1 protein-coding gene (running past one end of the window) is annotated in these 22103 nt (G+C 68.7%); it reads left to right on the top strand.

Annotation, left to right across the window (positions count from 1 at the left end):
* The first annotated feature begins 430 nt into the window (after window positions 1-430).
* Window positions 431-22103 carry the 5' portion of an ADP-ribosyltransferase gene (locus ABH933_RS01255; RefSeq protein WP_429414120.1) on the top strand. 12974 nt of this gene lie beyond the right edge of the window, so only the first 21673 of its 34647 coding nucleotides appear in the window; the start codon lies at window positions 431-433; the stop codon falls past the right edge of the window.

The raw sequence follows: 22103 nt of genomic DNA, 5'->3' as shown, positions 1-22103 counted from the left end.
TTCCGATCACAAAATACTGTCCACGCCGATAACAGTCACGCTCCCGCGCACGAACGGGCGTGTGACACATCGGGTGTGAAATACACTGTGGCAGGTCGGTTGGAGCGCACGAGACCCGCTGCGCCGGAAACGTTGCCGGTCGATGGCCGGCCGCCGATGTCCGTCCCGCCGCGGCCCGATGGGCATGTCAAGGGGTATAGCAGAGTAAAGTTTCCCATAGAGTTGGTGTGGCGGTGTGGCCGAGCCAGATTGTGTTGAGCATCAGGAGAACTCGACGTGAACAACGATGAAACCGGCGTCGGCCGCACCGAGTCGCGCCGGGCGATCGACGGGACTCTTCGCTCGACCGCCGTCTCGTCTCCGCAGTTGCTTTCCGTTCACCGCTGAATCCTGATGGCACAACGGATCCCGCGCTGAGAAGCACCGATCGATGAGTCTCGAGATCCCCCCAGGGTTGCAGTGGTTGTCCTACCTGGCGGGTTCGTCGTGGCCGAAGGGTGATGAGGACAAGCTCTTCGATCTGAGCAAGGTGTGGGGCGTCGCGGCGACCGATCTCGAGAACATCATCCCGCAGTTGCATGCCGCGTGCGATGCCGCGCTGGCGAATTATTCCGGTGGCGGCGCGGATCAGATGAAGACCCAGTTCGACGGGTTCTTTACCGGGGACAACTCGATCGAGAACATGGTCAAGGGCCTGCAGCAGATCGAGGAATCGGTCTACGACTGCGGCACCCAGACCGAGTACGCCAAGCTGCAGATCATCATCATGCTCGCGATCATGGCCGCGGAGATCGCGTACGCGCTGGCCACGCTGTGGGGGACGTGGGCGGTGGGGGTGATCGAGGCCGAGGGTGCGGGCCTCATGCGGATCATCGCGCGCACGCTGGCCGAGAAGCTGGCCGCGCAAGCGGCGAAGGTGGCCGAGAAGCCGTTGTGGAAGCTGGCCGCGATCGAGGCGCTCAAGCAGGGCGGCATCGGGATGGCCTCGGATGCGCTGGCCCAGGGCATCGAACTGGCGCAGGGGCACGAGCATTCGTTCAACCTCAAGCAGATGCTGGTCTCCGGCGCGGTCGGCGCGGTGTCGGCGGGGGTCGCGACCCCGGTCGGGCATTTGGGCGGGCAGTATCTGGGCAAGCTGGTCGCGGGCGATAAGGGGATGACCTGGTGGAAGGCGGGTCTGGTCGCGGTCGGTTCGGGTATCCCGGCGGGGATGGTGGGTGCCGGGGCCGGGAGCCTGACCAACGGAATCCTCACCGGGCAGTGGGAATTCGATCCGGTCTCGCTGCTGGGTGGGGTCGGTGGTGGTCTAGTCGGTGGCGTGCACGGGGTGCTGGGTCATGTCCAGGGCAACTTCGGCCTGCACGGACTGGACGAACACGGCGAACAACTCCCCGCCTACACCGACGAACGCCCACCCGCCTACGGCGACGGTTCCACGGACAAGACGGGTAAGACCGACCCCGGCTCCCGCTACACCCCGGACACACCGAGCGCCACGAACGCGAACGTGCGAGCCGAACGCCTCGCGGGCGAGCCCCTCGAGGTCACGAACGCCCGCCTCGACGAATCGGCCGGCGGCAACGAGCCGGTCATCGGCGCCTCGACCACGGCAACCTCGCGGGGCGATACCGGCGCGGGATCGAATCCGGGAGCGCGGCGAACCACCCCGACATCCGTCGGGAACATCGGATCCACCCGCAACGTGGCCGCGGGCTCCTCCGGCTCCCGCAACGGCAGCACCCGCCACGCCCCCTCGACCGGCAACGGCACACCCCGCACGAGCACCGGGTCCTCGACCGCGCGGCCGAAGCCCACGCCGAGTGAGCAGCGCACCGCCACGAACGGGAACAGGGCCGCACGGTCCGCCTCGGCGGGCGGGGACGGCCGGACCTCCCTCGAACGCAATCCGGTCGCGCAGCACACCGGCCGGACCGCGCCCGAGCGCACCTCCGGCACGGCCCGTGAATCCTCGAAACCCGCAGCCGCGCAAACACTGTCGTCCCACGCCGAACCCGCGACGACCAGGCCGGTCCAGCCACCGCGCCGCTACTCGGCGACCTCGACCGTCGCGGACGGATCCACCGGCCACCTCGACCCGCTGCGCACCGACACCGATCACACCGCCCCCGCCACCGGCAGTAGCCCGCTTCCCACGACGACCCGCGACATCCCGTCCCGCCCGGACTCCCCGGTCGGCGACTACCGCAGCGACAGTGACAGCGACAGCATCTCGGACACCCACGGCATCTGGGACAACGACGACGCCCGCAGCCAGTACAGCGATACCGAATACAGCGACACCGGCAGCGAGTACGGCGATAAGGACCTGGGCACCTCCGGGACCGATACCGCCGGAGGCAGCCCGTTGCGCCCGGTCGCCGAGACCGAAAATATCCAGGGGCGCGACCCGTCCCTCTCGGTTACCCCCGAGAGCAAGACGACCCCGATGGGCCGCGACCCCGATTCCGTGGACGCTCCCGGTCCCCGCCCGCTCGGCACCGAGGGCAGTAATCCGTTGCGCCGCACCGGAAGCGATCAAATTTACGACCCCTCCACACCGCTGGGCGCCGACGGAAAGCCGACCGGCGAGGTGCGTCGCGGTGACGCCCGAATCGACGCGGGCACAGGCAAATCCGGTGATCCCGCATCCCGGATCACCGCGGACCGGCGCGCACCCGGCGACCGCGAACCGGCCGATACTCCGGCGGCGCGGGCATCGGCCTCGGACAAGCCGCAGGCGGGTATCGAATCCCGCACCACCCGGCCCGAATCCGGCAAACACGATGTCACCGCGCCACGCGACGTCCCGGCGGCGACCGCGCATGAGCACGAGGTCGCGCAGGCTCGTGAGGAAGGGCTCAAACGGACGCGCAGGCGGGTCGTGGAGGCGGAAACCCGTGCCGCGCAAGAGCGTCAGGCACAGACCGACCGGATCACCTCCTCCCGGCAACGCGTCGAGTCCGCCGAGCGGGCGTTGCACGAGGCCCGCGACCACGACGTGCCCGCCGCGCAGGACGCACACGATCAGGCGGTCGCCGAGCATACGAAGACCGTCGACGACGCCCTGACCAAGCTGCTGACCGCGTCGCGCTCGGCGGGCGGCGAGCGGTGGGAGGCATACCAGCGCGGGGAGCTGGACCGGGCGGAGACCTTCAAGGCGGTCGCGCAGGAACGGGTCCAGGCCGCCCGCGCGGCGGCGGATGCGCGGCAGGAGTATTACGAGCTGCGGGCCGGATCGGGTAAGCCGTCGGACAAGTCGGGGCCGTTGACCAAGCTCACCGACACCGAGCTGGAACACACGATCAAGCACGGGACGGACAACGAGAAGAACGCCGCGCTCAACGAGCTGTCACGCCGAGTGTCCGGGAAGGTGAAGCGGTTCACCCAGGACATGGCGGACCTGTTGATGGAGCACGCCCCGGTCGAGGTCGATACCGGCGAGGGCAAGGAGATGCTGGTCATCCTGCGCTCGGTGCGCATCGCCCTGGACGACGGCCTGGCGCACGTGATGACCTCCAGTGATCCGCTGGTGGATCACATGCAGCACGAGTTCCTGAAGCTGGTCGGCGAGCGCACCCTGAATCTGAAGGTCTACCACCTGGATTCGGATGAGCCGTTCCCGCACCGCACCGACGGAGAATCCCTGATCGTGGTGGGCACCGCCCAGGACTACGGATTCCGCGCGGTCAAGGAAGCCCAGGCCATGATCGACAAGCTGAAGGACGCCGGGCTGGCCGGCGACGACCTGAAGTCCCTGCAGACGAGCCTCGAGTCCGCCCGGGACTTCCCCGCCTACAAGACCCTTCTCGACGACGCCGCGCAGGCCCGCGGCCTGAAGGACCGCTACGAACCGTTCCCGGGCGGGAAACTGACCGTCGACGAGATCGACGCCCAGCTGATCGACGAGCAGACCCACTACGTGCTCTCCCCCGGCAAGGCCGACGCCGCGAGCCCGGAATTCGTGGCGAACACCAAGGACCTCTGGGGAAACTTCCAGCGCGCCAAGGACGAAGGGGCGCTGGAGGCGGCCGATTTCGGGAAGAACCCCGACATCCCCGGAATGTTCAACTCCCGCCTGACCGATGCCGGGCGCGGCAAACTCGAAACCCTGCTCGGGCGCCCGCTCACCGACCACGAGGTCGAGGAATACGCGCACGCCGCCCAGGCCGAGTGGGGACCCAGCCAGGACACCGACTATCACGTCAATGACGAGGGGAAAATCAAAATCATCTCCTCGGCCACCAACGACCAGCTCATGGACGACCCGGAGAAACAATCCTCCAGCCGCTGGAACGGGTTCGCCAAATACCTGGAGGTCAAACACGGCTCCGGCGACGGCAGCAACATCACCGCCGACCCGGAATACTCGATCAGCATCACCGGTAAACAGTTGTTCTCCGGCGGGCACTTCGAGATCCGCGGCACCTCGGGCACCCTGCTCACTCCCACCGAGGAGACTCCGCGCGGCGTCGAGGACGTCATGCACGACGAATACGGCACCGGCCCCATCGCGCGGGTGGAGCGGTTCTTCACCTCACAACTGGATCGGCGCCCGGACCAGCACTTCGCCGATAAATCCAGCAAATTCACCCAGATGGCCAGGGACATCCTGGATACCGCGTTCGTGAGGAACGAGGACACCGGCGAACTCGAGCAGAAGGGTCTGCCACAGCTGGGGGTGGCCATGGATAACGCCGATGTCGCCCGCCTCGCGTCCGCGTTGAAGGACGAGGCCGCCGCCCGCGGGGTCGATGTCCACTTCGAGGCGATCGACGCCGCGTGGATGGACTCGTTCGGCAGCAAACGCGCCGCCTACGACCGGCTCCAGGAGATCATCGCCGCGGGCGGCCAGCTGGGGAAGATCACCCTCGGGAACAAGGTGATGAGCCGCGGCGTGGACATCACCCCGGTCAAGGAGGCCTTCAAGGAAGTCGTCGACGAGGACGGCAACGTGAAGGTCACGGGCGGCCTGAAGGTGAAAATCAGTGGCGGCCCGGCCTATTCGGCCCGCGTGAACCATCAGGTCGAGACCCGCGCCGCCCGCAGCGGCGACCTCGCGCGCGGCCGGGAAAACGGCGGCACCCCCGGCGAGGCCGTGCACTACATCTCCCCCGAGGACTACCGATCGAGCGCCCCGACTCCCCGCGTCAAGGTCCTGGTCACCCGCTACCAAGACGCCGCGACCGCCCACACGCGGGCCACCGAGGCGCACGAGACCGAACCGACCGCCGACAGCGAGGCCACCCTCGAACACACTCGGAACGACCTCGACCACGCCGTGGGCGACCTCCGCAAGTACGCCACCCCTTGGCAGAAGGCCGCCGTCGAACAGCAACTCGTCAACTCCCGCCGGGCACACGACTACGCCGCCAACGCCCCACCGGCGCACGAGTCCGCCGCCCACCAGCCCGCCACGCCTCCTCCCAGAACCGACGGCAGCCAGACATCCGAGGCCACCCCGCCGCATACCGGCCACACACCCGTGGACCTGGACACACTCTTCGGCGCTGCAATCGGCAACACCCACCCCGTCATCGTCGAGCAGGCCCGCAACGACTGCGCCCAGCAGGTCCTGCAACGCCTCGCCGACGAGTCCCCCGACAACCACGACATCGCCCCGCCCACGGAGCCGGTCGGCCTGCACGGCATGGACGCCGTGGACTTCCAGACGCGCTCGGCGGGAACGCTGCAGACCTTCCCCGACCACGCAGCCATCGCCCAGCAACTCCGTCGGCTCGGCGCCGGAGCGAAGGCCGTGGTCGTCGAGAAGTACACGGGCGCGACCAACCGGCACGGCATCGGCGCACACGCCCTCTATCTGAAAAATACCAACGGCGAAGACATTTCGGTCTGGGATCCCTCGAGCGACCGGGAATACCCCCGCGAATCCCACACCCCCCATAACCTCGCCGGCATCACCGCCGCCATGTACAACCCGCAGGGCCAGGCCGAAATCGTCCCCGGCTACGACACCGTCGGCACCCAGCTCATCGGCACCGCACGCATCGGCTCGACCCCTACAAGGAACGTAGAGCCGGACATCCCCACCTTCGTCATCACGGATCCATCCGGGGCGCCGCAGGCACACGACGCCGACGGCCACCACCCGGAACAGTCCCCCCTCGGGCACCCGACGAACACCGAGACGAATCCGGCAACATCGCACGAGCCACTGGAGGAATATGACCGCGCGGTGTTTGCGCCCGCGCGGCCGCCCGCACCTCCCGCGGCGGACCGAACGGATTCGGTGGTGTCGCGCGCTGTCGAGGAATTCGAGGACATTTTCGACCAGCCGCTCAGACTGGAACAGCTGTATCACGCGCTACAGCCGGAGTGGCCGGACCTGTCGTTCGATGACCTGCAGACGTTGCGGACACACTCCTATCTGGAGAACGGGATGTCGCCCCCGACGGTGGCGCGGGAGAACATGGATGCCTTCGTGCACGGCATCTGGGACCGCCGCGAGTCGTTCCCGAACGTGAATCACATCTACAACGCATACCTGGACCGGGGAGCGGGTGAGCGGCCCGACGCTCGCACCTTCAGGGATGAGGTGGTGCAGATCCTCGCGCACCGTGCCCCCGGCTCCGCGCGGCAGGCCGACATGGAGGAGATCGGGGTTCTCACGCCGGACAACGCCGGCAACTGGGCGCCCGAAGACATCCCGGTCGTACATTTCGCTCGGGAGAATGCCCGCCCCGAGGACGGCAGATTCAAGATTTACGTGAATGCGGCCGGCAACGCGCGGTCCCGGGTGCTCGCCCACCTCGTACGCGAGGTTCTCGACGACCCCGACCGGTTCCCGGGGGTCGGCGAGGTGAAGGCGTTCGGCCCGGGGGAGCGGCGGGTGGACAACGTCGTGGCCTACGTCAGCGATATGGACGCGGTGTATCGGGTGCTCGCCTGGTTGCGGGAATTCCAGGCCGGTCACCTCGATATGTTCCTGTGGGACGCGCCGACGGGGTCCGAACAGGAGCTGGCCGGTGTCGGCTTCGCCGCCGAAGCACTGGAAGGTAGCTTCGGCTCCTCTCGGGCCTCCGCGATCGCCACGGCGCTCAACATGCACCGTCACGGCACATTCGACGACTTCTATAACGAGGTGCAGAACCAGTTCATCCTCAGAGATATTGATCCCGATGAGGTGCACCTGAACCTGCCGCTCGAGGACGACACCGTCTCCGAGAGCGACGAGGAATCCCCTCGCACAGTACCGGCATTCGAGCCCATGGACGTCGACTCCGACTTCGGCCCCACCGAAGACCACGGCCCAGGTCCCGGATACTTCACCGGCTCCGAGTACACCGACAACGAGTTGCACTGGCTGTTCCAGGACGAGCCCGGGCCCCGGGATGCGCAGCAGGATCCGTACAGCGGGCGCAGGTGGTTCTCCTCGGCGGTCCCGGACAACCCTGCGGTCCATGGGCTCAGCACGATCGGGACGGCACAGCACACCGTGGTGATCGCCGCGGATGGCCGGGCAGTGGTGATAGGGCCCACGGCGAGGGTGCGAACGGGTGGATCGCCCCTGTCCGGCGATTCTGACATTCCGATCTGGCTGGATTCGAACCCCGCCGAGGTATTTACGATGGCCGCCGGGCTGCGCGAGATGTTCGATTGGTCCGCGCATCCCGACGGCGGATGGGCGGGCACGCCGAAACAGAGCCCGCAGCACGGGGGAACCGGGCGGCTGCTGTTCACGACCGGCCAGGGATCGGTCGTGGGGTGGGGACCCGGCACCCTCGTACCGAGCAGGCCGGCCGCGGGCGGGCTGAAGGTCGAGCATCAGGGCTCACTCGTCGTGCTTCCACCGGACGCCGTGCACGCGCTGGGCATGGACGGCCCCTCGGAATCGGCAGTGCCGATATCCGCGGATCCGCTGTTCACAGAGACGGACTCGCGGCCGACCCCACGCCGGGCCGATGTGCACGGCAATATCTGGCCGGATCGCCCCGGGCTGCTGCGCAATCTCGGTGACATCGCCGAGCAGGACCCGCAGGCGCTGGCGGACATGTTCCACGCCTACCCCGACGGCACCGTCGGGATCCGATTCTTCGTCGACGGCATGCCGCGCTGGGTACGGACCGACCGCAGCCCGCTGCACTTCCCCTCGAACGGCAAGCCGCTCTGGCCGGCACTGCTGCACAAGGCCTATTCGATTGTGCGATTCGAGACCGGTCCAGCAGCAACGATTTCGGCCCGGCCGTTCGACGCGCCCATCGATCCCGATTCGGTACCGGTACGCCCCATGCCGCGACCGCTGCGAGAACCGGGGCGGACGATACAGACCTCGACCGCCGCCCTGTACCGCGACGGCGGGCCGGTGGCGCGGGATGCGGCGCAGGGCAGCATCGGAGACTGCTACCTGGTAGCGCCGCTGAAGAATATCGCTAGCCGGAATCCCGAGGCCATCCGGAGCATGATCAAGGAATATCCGGACGGAACTTTCGCCGTGCGATTCTTCGCACCGGGCGGCATTCCGACATGGGTGCGAGTTACCCCGGAATTCCATGCCGACGACAACGGCGCGATGATCTATGCGGTACACGACGATCAGCATGCGCTGTGGCCGGCGCTCATCGAGAAGGCGTATGCGTCGTGGAAGGGCGGTGACTTCCAGAATATCGTGAGCGGTAACCCGTCGATCATCATGACGGAACTGTTGCCGCCGTACGAGGCGGGAAGCTTCGACTCCATACACCAGCCCACGCGCAGCGTTGAAATCATGACATTCCTGCATCCGATGCGGTTCGATATCGATACGCTGCACGAGCTGATCTCCGAGCAACTGGACGGGAATACGACGCCGGACACCTTCACATTCGCGAAACGGCTCGCCGGACTGCAGGACGAATGGCACGATGAATGGCACTACGGAGATACGGAACTCCACTCCGACAGCTTTCAGGAATTCCTGGAGTACCACCTGGACGATGCGGAGCTGAACCACTGGTCGGACGAAATCGCCGCCCTGCGCAACCACCTGTACGAAGTCTACGACACCGAGGAACCGCTGACGAGCGACGTCACCGTGCGCCATATCGCCGACTTCCTCCGGTTCACCCTCGGACGCGGTGACACGATCACCCTGAGCACACCCGATTCCGGGAACTCCTGGGACAATCAGACCAAATACCCGGGAATCGTGGGGGGCCACGGATATTCGGTGCGCGGCGTACGATCCGAGCTCGACGGCAGCATCATGCTGCAACTCGAAAACACGTATCGAGAAAACTCGAGAGTGCTGGACCCGATCGACGGCATCACCTATGGCGACGGCGCCGAACTGGATGTCGATATCGAGCATCTGAACAAGTTCAGCTCGATCAATATTCGTGGCACCGGTGTGCGCTTCGCCCTCGGCGATCCGGACCCCGCGGAATCGCAGGCCCGGCAATTCATCCAGGCCGAACCGCCCGCCACCCACTCCACGCAGGCCGATACCGGCGGCACCTCGGCGCACGAACCCGTCGACGGCGACTCTTACTTCGGCGCCGATCTCCTGCGAAAACTGGAGTGGGAACTCCCCAGCGACCCCGGCCACCCGGATCTCACCCGGACCCGCTACGACCACCCAGACCTCGCGCGCCCGGTCCTGTCCGACCAGGAGCGGCTGGAGAACCTCAGCCCCGAGGACAAGAAGAGGCTGCTGCCGACGCCGGGCGTCCCGATCACGATGACCGGCGGCGACGGCCTGATCATGGTCGACGGCTCGGGCACGGTGCACCGCCTGCCCGCCTCGGGGAGCGTGACGGCGACACGCGTCGACGCGTCGGACGCGGGGACCACCACCCCGCGGCACTACGTGATCGAGCATCCGGACGGCACCACCGCCACGCTCCCCGTCGCGCTGACGAGAGGCTTCAAGTACCGGCCGGGCACCGACGGCGGCCCCGGCACGCTGCGCTGGAACGTCCGGGGCGGCGCGGTCCGATTCGCCGCCCGCGACGACGCGGGCCAGGAGGGCCTGTTCCAGGTACCGCACGGAACCGAGTTCGTCATGCGCGAGGGTGACTCGCCGCGGCGGTGGATCAAACTCACCAACAGGCCGGAATGGCTCGAGGTCAACGCCCCTCATGACATCGTGCCGGAGCTGCCGCCGCTCGTCACCCTGCACGACACGCCGCTGTTCGGGCTGGACAAACAGGGCATGCCGCGGCCCAGACCGCAGGAGGCTCGTCAGGGCGCATCGGACAGCTGCGCCCTGGTCTCCGCGATGAAGCATCGCGCCGAGAACGATCCGGACTCGATCGTCGAGGCAATGCATGATCACGGCGACGGCACCGTCAGTGTCCGCTTCACCATCGCCGGCGTGCCCGAATGGACCCGCGTCGAGAAGAGCATCCACGTCGCACCGGGCACCGAGCAGGGCTATTTCATCGGCCACTCCCCCGGAGAGCCCCTCTGGGCCGCCATGCTGGACAAGGCATACACCGTCCGGTTCGGCGGTGCGAACGGCTACCGCGGCATCACCGGCGGAGACGACGCCGGCAAGACGGCCGGGCTCCTCGGCAAGGGCTTCCACCAGGCCGCCCCGGATTCGATACAACAACCCGTCCGCAGTGTCGACTCCGCGGATCCGCTGAACCCGCTCCGGTTCGACGCGGACACCCTGCACGCCCTGGTGAGTACCGCGCTGCCCGACGGCCGCCGGGCGGATGTTGCGTTCTCGCATCGCTTCGCCGACACACTGACCCACTGGGAGGACACGCTCAGGCAGCGGTACACACCGACGTGGCAGCGACTCATCACCCTCCACGGGAACGACACGGCCACCAGGGACGCCGAGTGGCGCACGTTCCTCGCCGACGAGCAGCAGAACCTGCCCCGGGCTTTCCGCGACTACCTGAACGACCGGTATCCGGGGGAATGGCCGGACGAGAAGAAGGCTCTCGCAGACTATTACGACGAAGTACACCGCGGGCCCGCCGAGGATCGCCTGCTGCCCGATCGGTATCGGATCGCGGCCCGGACGTTCGCGAAGCAGATCGACTACGCCCTGCGGCGGGACACCACCGTACTGCTCGTGAGCGCCCGCCTCCCGGACGTGAACAGCGTGCCGGGGTTGATCGACAACCACTCCTATGCCGTCCTCGGGGTCGAGTACAACGCCGAGACGGGCGCGCCGGAGCGGCTGCTGCTGGAAAACCCGTGGGACACCCACGAGGAATACCCCGAACCGGGCGACGGCGTCGAATACCGGCTGATGCCGCCCGCGGGCAGGCTCGTCCCCGACCGGACGGGCAAATATCTCGTGGCCGAGGACGGCGCCACATACCACACCGACGAGCACGGCACGCAGTACCGCAGAGATCCGAAGCCGCCCGGCACGCGGGGCCGTCGCCCCGTGTATGGCCTGTCCCCCAAGGGAATACGGTACTTCTGGGACTCGGAGGGCATGGAGTACCGGGCGTACCCGGACGGCACCAGGATGCAGATAACGCCGGACGGTGCCGAGTACAAGACGGTCAAGGAGGGCGACTCCTACGTCTCCTACGGCCAGCGGCCGGGCGGAGAACCGACTCGGCTCGCGGAGCCCCTCGACCTGTGGGCCCCCGTTCCGTCGCGCGGCGGCATCGTCGCGGTCGACCTCGCCCACCTGTCGAAATTCACGACCGTCGGGATGAGCGGCCCGGGCGCACACGGCCTGTTCGGACCGGAACCCACCGCCACCGCGGCGACCCCCACGCTCGGCGCGCACCGTGGCACGCAACCGCCCGCCCCCTCGACGACCGGCAACGCGCCCAGCGGCGGCTCGCGGCCGAGATCGGCCGCACCCGACCCGGTCCGCGACGAGACCGGCGGCTCGGAGCATCCCGCCACCGCTGTCACGGAATCGGCGTCGCCCGTCCGCCTCGCGTCCGACTCCGGCCAGGACGACGCCTCCCGCCCGTTCACGCTCGCGCAGCACCCCGGCGTGTCCGGCGACGGTTTCCTCGCCCGCGGCTTCTGGGGCCGCTACGGCGCGGCCGGCGTACTCATCAGAAATATCGACGAGCACGGGGACGAGCATTTCCTGATCGCCAAGTCCGCACCCGGCTACTCCCAGGGAAACTGGCAACTACCCGGCGGGGCACTGCACTCGAACGAAACACCGGCACAGGGCGCAACACGGGAGACCATCGAGGAACTGGGGGCGGCACAGGACTACCTCGGCAGCCTCGTCCTGGCCGGCACCCACGTCGTGGAGGGACCCCGGGGCTGGAGGTACACCAATCTGACCGCCGACGCCCCCGCCCGATTCGATCCGGTCCTGGACGGGGACGAGACGCAGGAGGCACGCTGGGTGACCCGCGCGGATCTCCTGGCCATGGCGGCGAATGGCGAACTGCATTCGGCCTTCGCCCAGAACCTGCCGTCGATTCTGGACACACTCGACTCGAGATCGACCACGCATACGACACTCCCCGACGACGTCCTGGCCTCGGCTGAACGCGACCCGTACGACAGCGACGACGACTGGAACGACTGGCCGGACGACGACCACCCCGACTCGGAGGCAGGCGACGATGTCCCCGAACCCGAATCCGGTACCGCCGGTTCCCCGTTCGTTCCGCAGGGACTCCTGGCCCGCGGCCGGACGACCGCCATGGCCATCCGGATCGCCGACGGCAGTGCACCGGAAACCGCGGCGCCCCGCTACGATTCGCGCAAACGCCCACGGTCGGATTCGGAGCTCGACGACCTGGAACAGCCACGACGGACCCAGCCCGCCGGGAACGAGATTCGGACCGCCCCCGCGGGTCGCGCCGACTTCCCCCTGCCGAGCATCCAACCGCGGAGCGGCACACCGGTTCTCGCCGTCACCCTCACCCGCCCGGACGGAACCGCCGTCGCCCTGTCCGACGGCAGCGCGCCATCGTCACCCCGGACGGACGACACATCGCACCTCACGGCCGAACCGTCCCACGACCAGGCGAACGCCTCGCAGCGCTACGACTGCGGTCCCCGCACCATCGACGAACTCCTCAGGCGCACAAACAGTCCCATCGTCCGCCGGATCATCGCCCAGGCCTATCTCGCCGGAATCACCCGCGAACAACTCGAGCACGCCGCCGGCGCCTGGTTACGACCGTTCGCCGACCACGCCGACATCGCCCGGCAGCTCCTGGCGCTGGGCCACGGCCACATCGCCCTGGTCGTCGACGATTACGCCACCATCGACCGGAACGGCGTCGGCGCCCACGCCTATCTGCTGGTCAACGACCACGGCACCCTCACCGTCGTCGACCGGGGACTCGATGTCGAACACCAATTCCCGCCCCGGCCACAACGAGAGCTCTCCGGCGCCCACGCCGTCCTCTACACCCCGCAGGGCCGTCCGGCCTATTCCGCCCCGCATCCCGGAGACCCCGCTACCGACCCGGCCCACCCGCTGGGCCACATCGCCGCCGACGGCATCCGCCGCTTCCACAGCGACGAGGCGGGCGCCGCCTTCGCCCGCACCCGCCTGCACCTCTGGCCCCACCTGACGGACGAGGTCCGCGCCGCACTGCACGCCTACGAGGAGGTGTCACAGGTCAATACCGTGCTGCGGCAGGGAATGTCGGACACCGAACTCGCCGACTGGATCGATCGGCTGCGCGAGAGCAGCGACATCATGCGGGCGCTGGAAGGCCCGTACGGTAGCGTCCGCGATCTGTCCACGATGCCCGACCGGCGAAATGCGCTGCTCGCCAACGACTCCCGCACCGCCCGCGAGGACAGGGAGCTGCGGGCGCTCGAGACGGTGCTGCACGACCCCCGGCCCGCGGCCCGGTGGGAGCAGATCGAGGAGGACGCCGAGAACTACAACGAACTCGCCGAGAGGTACAGCGAATACTTCGACCGGCCCTTCGATCCGGGCGCCGTCCGCCATCACATCGCCCTGCTGGACCACGCGACCAGCCGGCCGCTGCCGCTGACCGAGCCGATCCGGGTGATCCGTGGGCTGAACGATATCGACTTCCTCGCCACCGATGAGCACGGCGGCATCGTCAATGTCCCCCAGCGCGATCCCGGATTCCTGTCCACCTCGATCCGCACCGGCGCCGCCGAGTCGTACCGCCTGGAGCTGGTCGTGCCGCCCGGCGCCCGGGGCGCCTACATCGGCGACGACGGCGTCTTCCCGAGTCAGCAGGAGCTCCTGCTGGCGCGCGACACGCACTACCGGATCACCGGCGTCGAGGAGATGCCCGACGGCATCACCGTCCTGCACGCCGTCGTGGAGCCGTCGCCGGTATCCGCCGAGGCCGCCAGCACCTGGCCGCGCATCGCCCTGGGACCGGACACGAACCTGCAGCACCCGGCGGATGCGGACGATCCGTTCCGGCTGGACTCCGATCCCGAGGACGAGGACGCACACGACCCGTACCGGCTCGACTCCGATCCCGAGGACGAGGACGCGTTCGGCGGCGACCTGCTGGAACGGCTCGGACACGACCCCGCCCACCTGCCCGAGCCGGAATACGAATCCGATGACGATCCGTACCTGTCCGAGGAGCAGGACGATCCCTCCCATCCGTTCCGGCCGGCGCGACATCCCGGCGCGGCCGGCGACACTTTCCTCGCCCGCGGCTTCTGGGGCCGCTACGGCGCGGCCGGCGTACTCATCAGAAATATCGACGAGCACGGGGACGAGCATTTCCTAATCGCCAAGTCCGCACCCGGCTACTCCCAAGGGAATTGGCAACTACCCGGCGGGGCACTGCACTCGAACGAAACACCGGCACAGGGGGCAGCGCGGGAGACCATCGAGGAACTGGGGGCGGCACAGGACTACCTCGGCAGCCTCGTCTTGGCCGGCGCCCATATCGTGGAAGGCCCCGGCAGCTGGCGGTACACCAACCTGACCGCCGACGCCACCACCCGATTCGACCCGGTCCTGGACGGGAACGAAACAGAAGAAGCACGCTGGGTCACCCGCGCGGACCTCCTGACCATGGCCGCGAACGGCGAACTGCACTCGGCCCTCACCCAGAACCTCCCGTCGATCCTGGACACCTTCGAGTCCGGATCGACCACGTATACGACCCTGCCGCAGGACCTCCCGGAGGCCGAATACGACCCGTTCGGCAGCGACGCCGGCTCGCAGGAAGACGAACAGCCCGAGTGGGAGGTCGGCAGCGACGGTGTCATCGTGTTCGAATCCGATGCCGCCGGTTCCCAATTCGGCCATCACATGCTGCGTGTCTGGCCCGACGTGCCGGCCGACGAGCGCTCCGCCGTGCACGCGTACGAGCACACCGCTGTGGTCAACAACCTGCCGCGCCGGAACATGTCGGACGCGGAGATCACCCGCTGGATCGCCGGACTGCGCGAGAGCGCCGAGACGAAGGATCTGCTGACCGGCCGGCGCGACACCCCGCCGAGTCTTGCCGCGCTGCGTCGCAGGCAAGCACGTCTGCAAACCAGAGATCAGCTCACATCCCGTCAGGCACAGGTGATGCGAGCCCTGGACGCGGTCCTGTCCGACCCCCGGCCCGCGGCCGCATGGGAGCGGATCCAAGCCGAGGCCACCCGCTATCGCCTCTACGAAGATGCCTACCACGAGCACTTCGACGAGGAGTTCGGGCCGGATGTCCTGCGGCGGCAGCTGGCGCTGCTGGATCGGGCGACCGACCGCGCGCTACCACTGGACCACCCGATTCGCGTCGTGCGCGGCCTCGACGACGTCGACTTCCTGGCCGTCGACCAGAACGGCACCCCGCTGCGGGACCAGGACCCCCGGCTGCTGATCGGTGTCCCGCAGCGAGAGCCCGGCTTCCTGTCCACCTCGGTCAGCGCCGGAGCGATCAACTTCGCCTCCGACGCGAAGTATCGCCTGGAACTGACGGTGCCCCGGGGCACGCGCGGCCTGTACGTCGGCCTCGACGGCTACGCGCCGACCCAGCAGGAACTGCTGCTGCCGCGCGATACGCCGTACCGGATCACCGAGGTCGAATACGACCCCGACGAGGGGGTCACGGTGCTACGCGGCATCGTGGAGCGGCACACGGACCCGGCATCGTCCTTGCTCCCCGCCCCGGCACACCCGGCTCCTATCCACGACCCGGCGAACGAAAGCTCCGTCGAGGACGGCGTGCGCCGGTTCCCCACCGATATCGCGGGCGGCCGCTTCGGCGCCCGGACACTGGACTTCTGGGACAGGCTGCCCTCGGCGGTGCGCGCCGCACTGCGCACGAATTCGCAAGCGCCGCTGATCACCAACCTCCTCCGGGGCACCTCGTCGGACGAGGACCTCGCCGCCCGGATCGACGAGTACGCCCGCAGCGAGGAGATCCACGAGGCGGTGTCCGACCACTTCGGCAACCTGGCCGCCATGGCCTCCCGGCGAGACGAACTCGACGGCCAAGATCACCACACCGACGACGAGGAGCGGGAAAGGCAAGCGCTGCAGGAGATTCTGTCGGACGAATCCCCCGCGGACCGGTGGGACCGGATCGCATCCGACGCCTGGGCGTATCTCGACCTGAAATCGCTGTTCTCCGAGCACTTCGACCAGGACGTCACCCCGGAAACGGTGCGGCGGTACATCACTCGGCTCGATCAGGCGACCCGCCGTGAGCTGCCGCTGACCGAGCCGATTCGCGTCGTCGGCGCCCTGGACGATATTTCGTTCCTCGGCGCCGGAGAACCCGAGGATCTGATCGGCGCCGTCCGGAAAGACCGAGGCTACCTGCCCACCTCCCTCGGCCCTCGCGTGCACGATGCGCGCAGCGATGCCCCGTACCGCCTGGAGCTGACGTTGCCGCCCGGCACGCGCGGCGCCTACCTCGGCGGGCACGGCGCGGACCCGCTGCGGAACGAGCTCCAGCTCGCCCGCGACACGCAGTACACGGTCACCGGCGTAGAGCGCGGACCCGACGGCGTTGCCGTCCTGCACGCCACCGTGATTCCGACGCCCCGGCCGGGCACGCCGACATTCGAACCGGAGCGGGACGACAACTACTTCGGCGACGACGTGCTGGAGAAGCTGGGATTCGAGCCCTCCGGTGCGTCCGATACCCCTCAACCGCACCTCGATCGCCCCGGCCTCGAACCGCCGGTACTGCCCGACGACGAGCGCCTGCTCGACGACCAGGGCCGCGAACGACTCTCGGCGCAGCAGAAGGAGACACTGCTGCCGACACCCGGCGTGCCGGTCGAGCTGCGGCCTCCGCGGGGTAGGGGCGACATGAACGCCCTGCTGCTGGTGGACCACGACGGCCGGGTGCACCGGCTGCCGAACATGTCCGAACCGGTGCGCGCGCGGGAGGTCGAGGAGGACGGACACCGGTACTACGAGGCCCGGATTCCGGGCAGGCCGCTCGTTCGTATCCCGGTCGCGCTCACCGACTCCCGGACGTTCACCTTCGAACCGCCCCGCGGGACCGACCCCGACGGCCTGCTGAGCTGGGGCACGTCGAACGGCGAAGTCCGATTCCTCGGAGTCGACGACCTCGGCCGGACGGCCCGGATGAGCGTGCCGTACGACGCCCCCCTCGTGGTGACCCGCCGGGGGCCGTCGTCGTGGTGGCTGAAGCTCCCGGGATTCGGGGCACGGGCCGGCGTTACGGCGCCCGCCGCCCTGTTCCCGGCGCTGCCCGCACTCGCCGCCCGGCACCACGACCCGATCTTCGGGGAACACGGGCCTGTACCGCAGGATGCGCGCCAGGGCGATGCCGGCGACTGCCTCCTGATCTCGTACCTCAAACAGCTGTCCGCCCGCAATCCGCAGGCGATCCGCGAGATCGTGCACGATCACGGCGACGGCACCGCGAGCGTCCGCTTCTTCACCGGCGGCCAACTCGAATGGGTACGCGTCGAAAAATCGATCTACGTCTCACCCGATACCGGCAACGGCGTCTTCGCGGGCCATCAACCGGGAGAACCGCTGTGGGCCAGCATGATCGAGAAGGCCTATGCGCTCCGATTCAACGACGGCAACGGCTTCCACGGCTTCGACCTCGCGGGAAATCTGGTCGCCGAGCCGGCGGAACGCCTCGGTAAGGGCTTCTATCAGGCAGCGGATGGGGGTCGGCGGCAACCCGTCCGGAGCGTCGACGACCGCGACTTCCTGCATCCCCTCCGACTCGACGCCGACACGCTGCACGAGCTGGTGAACAGTCTCGTCCTGCGCGATCGGGTGCCCACCGGGCTGACGAACGACGAGATCCCCGCGGCCGACCCCGAGTTCGCGCGCGCCCTCGGTGACACCTACGACGACTGGGCCGCGCACTGGGCTCGGGAGCACCCCGATTCGACCCCGCCGAGCCCCCACACCCTGGACACCACCGCGGACCTCGGTTCGCCCGGCTACTTCCGACGGTACCTGGACGAGCGCCTCCCCGACCGGTGGGATGCCGAAAAGGACGCCCTGGCACGGTATCTCGACGGTGTGTACGGCGGTGAGGCCAAGGAACGATCGCTGCTCGCCCATTCCGGAACCGCCGCCCGGACCATCGCGGATCGGATCGAATACGCGCTGCGGCGCGGCACCGCGGTGATCATGGGCACCCGCATGTTCGGGCCGGATCGCGAGGACATCACCGTCGTGCGCGGTCTGATGAGCGGCCACGCCTACGCGGTGCTCGGGGTCGAGCACGACGCGGATGGCGCACCGGTGCGGCTGCTGCTGGAGAACCCGCACGACGACAACGAGTCCTACCCCGAACCCGAGGACGGCATCGAATACCGCCTCGACCCCGAATCCGACCGCCCCCTCACCGACGCCCACGGCAACCATCACCGCATCGCCGCCGACGGAACCGAATACGTCGCGCGGACGACCGGCACCCAGCACCGCTGGTACCCGGACGGCTCGGCGTACACCATCGAGCCCGACGGAACCCGCTACTACGTCACCGGCCGGGACGACACCCTGCACATCACCTACCCCGACGGCACCAGATTCTGGCGGACGGCCGACCGGACCGAACACTGGACGACCCCGGACGGCGACCGATACATCAAACGACCGCGCGACGCCGAGCCGCTGCCCGATGACGACCGGATCGACCCGCCGGATCTGACCATCCCGCGCCGCGGCGGCCTCATCGCGGTGGACCTCGCCCACCTACCGAAGTTCGCCACGCTGGCGATGAGCGGCGCGGGCGCGCACGGCCTGTACGGACCGAACCGGGCCGAACCGAGATCCGATGTGCCGCAACATCCCGCGGCGCCCCCGAGCGCCGACCGGACCACGCGGCCCTCGATCACGGCCCCCCGGCGCGCCGCCGCGGCGCCGTATCGCCGCGGCGCGGCCTTCGCCTCGCGGATAGGCTCCGGGCCGGGTGAAACCTATCCGGCCGAGCTGGGCGGGCAGGATTCCGCGCAGGATGGCAGCTACCTCGTGGACCACCTGTTCCACGAGCCGGCCGCTCAGCGGGGCGGCACGACCACCACCACCGAACGACCGCACGTCAACCCGCCCGGCTCGCGGCCTCCGGTCCTCCGGCGCGGCCAGCTCCTGCACAACCTGTCCGGGCCGCGGCGCGATGCGCTGTTCCAGGAACCCGGTGTCCCGTACAAGCTGCCGCATCCGGGCGGTCAGCGGGATGCCCTCATCTTCTTCGACCACCTGGGCAACTTGGAGGATCTGCCCGAAACCGGCAAGGACGTGCCGGCACGATTCCACCAGCCGGCCAATGGCTTCGACTACTACGAGATTTCGCCGCCGAACGGGCCGACGTGCTTCGTGATGAAGGAGCTGGCGCAGGACTTCACCTTCGTCCCCGGCCCGGGCGGCGGCCCCGACGGCACGCTGAGCTGGAACGTGCCGGGCGGCGAGGTCCGGTTCGCGGGCTACGATGCGAGCAATCAGCCACACACCCTGAAGATTCCGTTCGAGGTCCCGCTCGCCGCACGGCCCGGGCGAGGCCCCTGGCGGTGGCTGAAATATCCCGGCATCGACAACTGGACGCGGGTCAATACCCCTCCGGGTGCGCTCAGGCCGCTGCCCGAGATCCGCCTGCGGCATCGGGATCCGATCTTCGGCCCGGACGGATTGCCCAGGCCCGAGGAGGTGCGGCAGGGCGCCGTCGGCGACTGCGCGCTGCTGGCCGACCTGAAATCGCTCGCCGCACGCGATCCGCGGGCACTCGCCGAGGTCGTTCACGACCACGGGGACGGCACGGCCAGCGTCCGGTTCCTCACCGAGGACAGGCCCGGCGAACCCCGGTTCGACTGGGTCCGGGTCGAGAAGTCCCTCTACGTCAGACCAGGCACCGAGACCGGGTACTTCGTCCATCACGAACCCGGGCAACCGCTCTGGGCCACCCTCATCGAAAAGGCCTGGGCGATCCGTTTCGGCAGGGGCGACGGATATCTGGCCATCGACTTCCAGATTCCGCTCGTGGCCGGCGCCGAACGCCTGGGCAAGGGTTTCCACCGCGCCTCCGGCGGGGTCTATCCGCAGCCCGTCCATCGCGTCAGGGACTACGACTACGCGCACCCCCTCAGGCTCGACGTCGATACATTGCACGACCTGGTGAGCAGTTACATCCTGCGGGATCGAGTGTCCACCGGCGAGATCCCGAGGGCCGACCCCGCGTTCGCCCGCGCCATCGGCGACACCTACGACGACCTGGACAGCGCGACCCGCACCCAATACTTCTCGACCCGCGGACGCCTGCGCGCCCAGCATGCGAACGACCAGGCCGCATACGACGCCGCCTGGAGGAATTTTCTCGACAACGAGCATTTCATCACCTCGAACGGCTTCCGCAACTACCTTAACGAGCGCTTCCCGCAGCAGTGGGCACGCGAAAAGGAAGCCCTGGCACAGTATTTCGACGAGATATTCGGCGGAAAACCGGCAGCCAGGCTGCTGACCGACAGAGCGAAGACCGGTGTCGAGTCGATCGCGCAGCGGATCGACTGGGCGCTCCGGCGCGACGGCACCACGGTATCGATCGCCACCGCCCAGTTCGGAGAGGGGGTCGAGAATGTCACCGAGGTGCCGGGACTGGTCGGCACTCATGCCTACCTGGTCCTGGGCGTCGAACGCGACGCGACCGGCAGACCGGCGCGGCTGCTGCTGGAGAACCCGCACGACGACCAGGGACGCTACCCCGCCCCGGTCGACGGCGTCGAATACCGCCTGGACCCCCGCCCCCGGGACCGGATCACGGACTCGAAGCCCCAGGATCCCAACGCACCCCGCTACGAGATCCGCCCCAACGGCACCCAGCTCCGCCACGACCCCGACGGCACCACCTACGGCATAACCCGCAGGGGAGCCCGGTTCTCCCGACGCGCGGACGGCAGCCTCAACTACACCTACCCAGACGGCCGCCGCACCCGCCGGACCGCCGACGGCACGGCCTACCGCATCGACCCGGACGGGGCGACCTGGCGCAGGGCCGCCGGCACCACGATCTGGACCCAGGCCCCCTGGACCAATCCGGCGAACGATCCGGCCACTCCCCGGCGGGGCGGCGTCGTCGCGGTCGACCTCGCGCACCTGGCCAAATTCACGGCGCTCGGCGTGCAAGGCCCCGCCGCGTACGGGCTGTACGGCCCCCCGCATCGAGCCGCACGACCACCGCTCGACAACGACGGCGAGGACAACATCCTCGGCGGACTGTTCGACGAGCCCGAGGAGCGCACCGACCTCCTCGACGGCGCGGAGGACAACCTCTTCGGCGGACTGTACAAGGAGCCCGAGGAACCCACCTCTCTCCTCGACGGCCCGGAGGACAACATCCTGGGCGACCTGTTCACAGAGCCCGCCGCCCCGAGGCCACGCTCCCGCCCCCTGTTCCGCCTGCCCTTCCGCCGAACACAACGCGCCACAGCCACTCTCGCCTACACCCGCCCCGACGGCAGCATCGCGCGGATCGGCTACGCCCGCGGCGGCCACAACCATGTCGGCTACGTTCCGGCGGCGTACGACTCCGAGATCCACACCACCACGGGCCACTACGGCGGCGCCACCCACGCGCACGAATTCAGCCCGGCGGACGGCGACACCTACTTCGGCGACGACCTGCTGGAGACGCTGGGCATCGACCTCCCCGGCCCCACCCACGTCGAGCGGCCGGACTTCGAACAGGCGGGACTCGACCGCCCGCTGCCGCTCGCCGACGATCGGCGGCTGCTCGACGACCTTGGCAGACAGCAACTCTCCGACGAGGAGCGCGACC

It is taken from the genome of Nocardia sp. GP40, from assembly GCF_050434125.1.
GTDB classification, from domain to species: Bacteria; Actinomycetota; Actinomycetes; order Mycobacteriales; family Mycobacteriaceae; genus Nocardia; species Nocardia albiluteola.
Note: the sequence above shows the minus strand (reverse complement) of the source record. Positions and strands in the feature narration are given on the sequence as shown.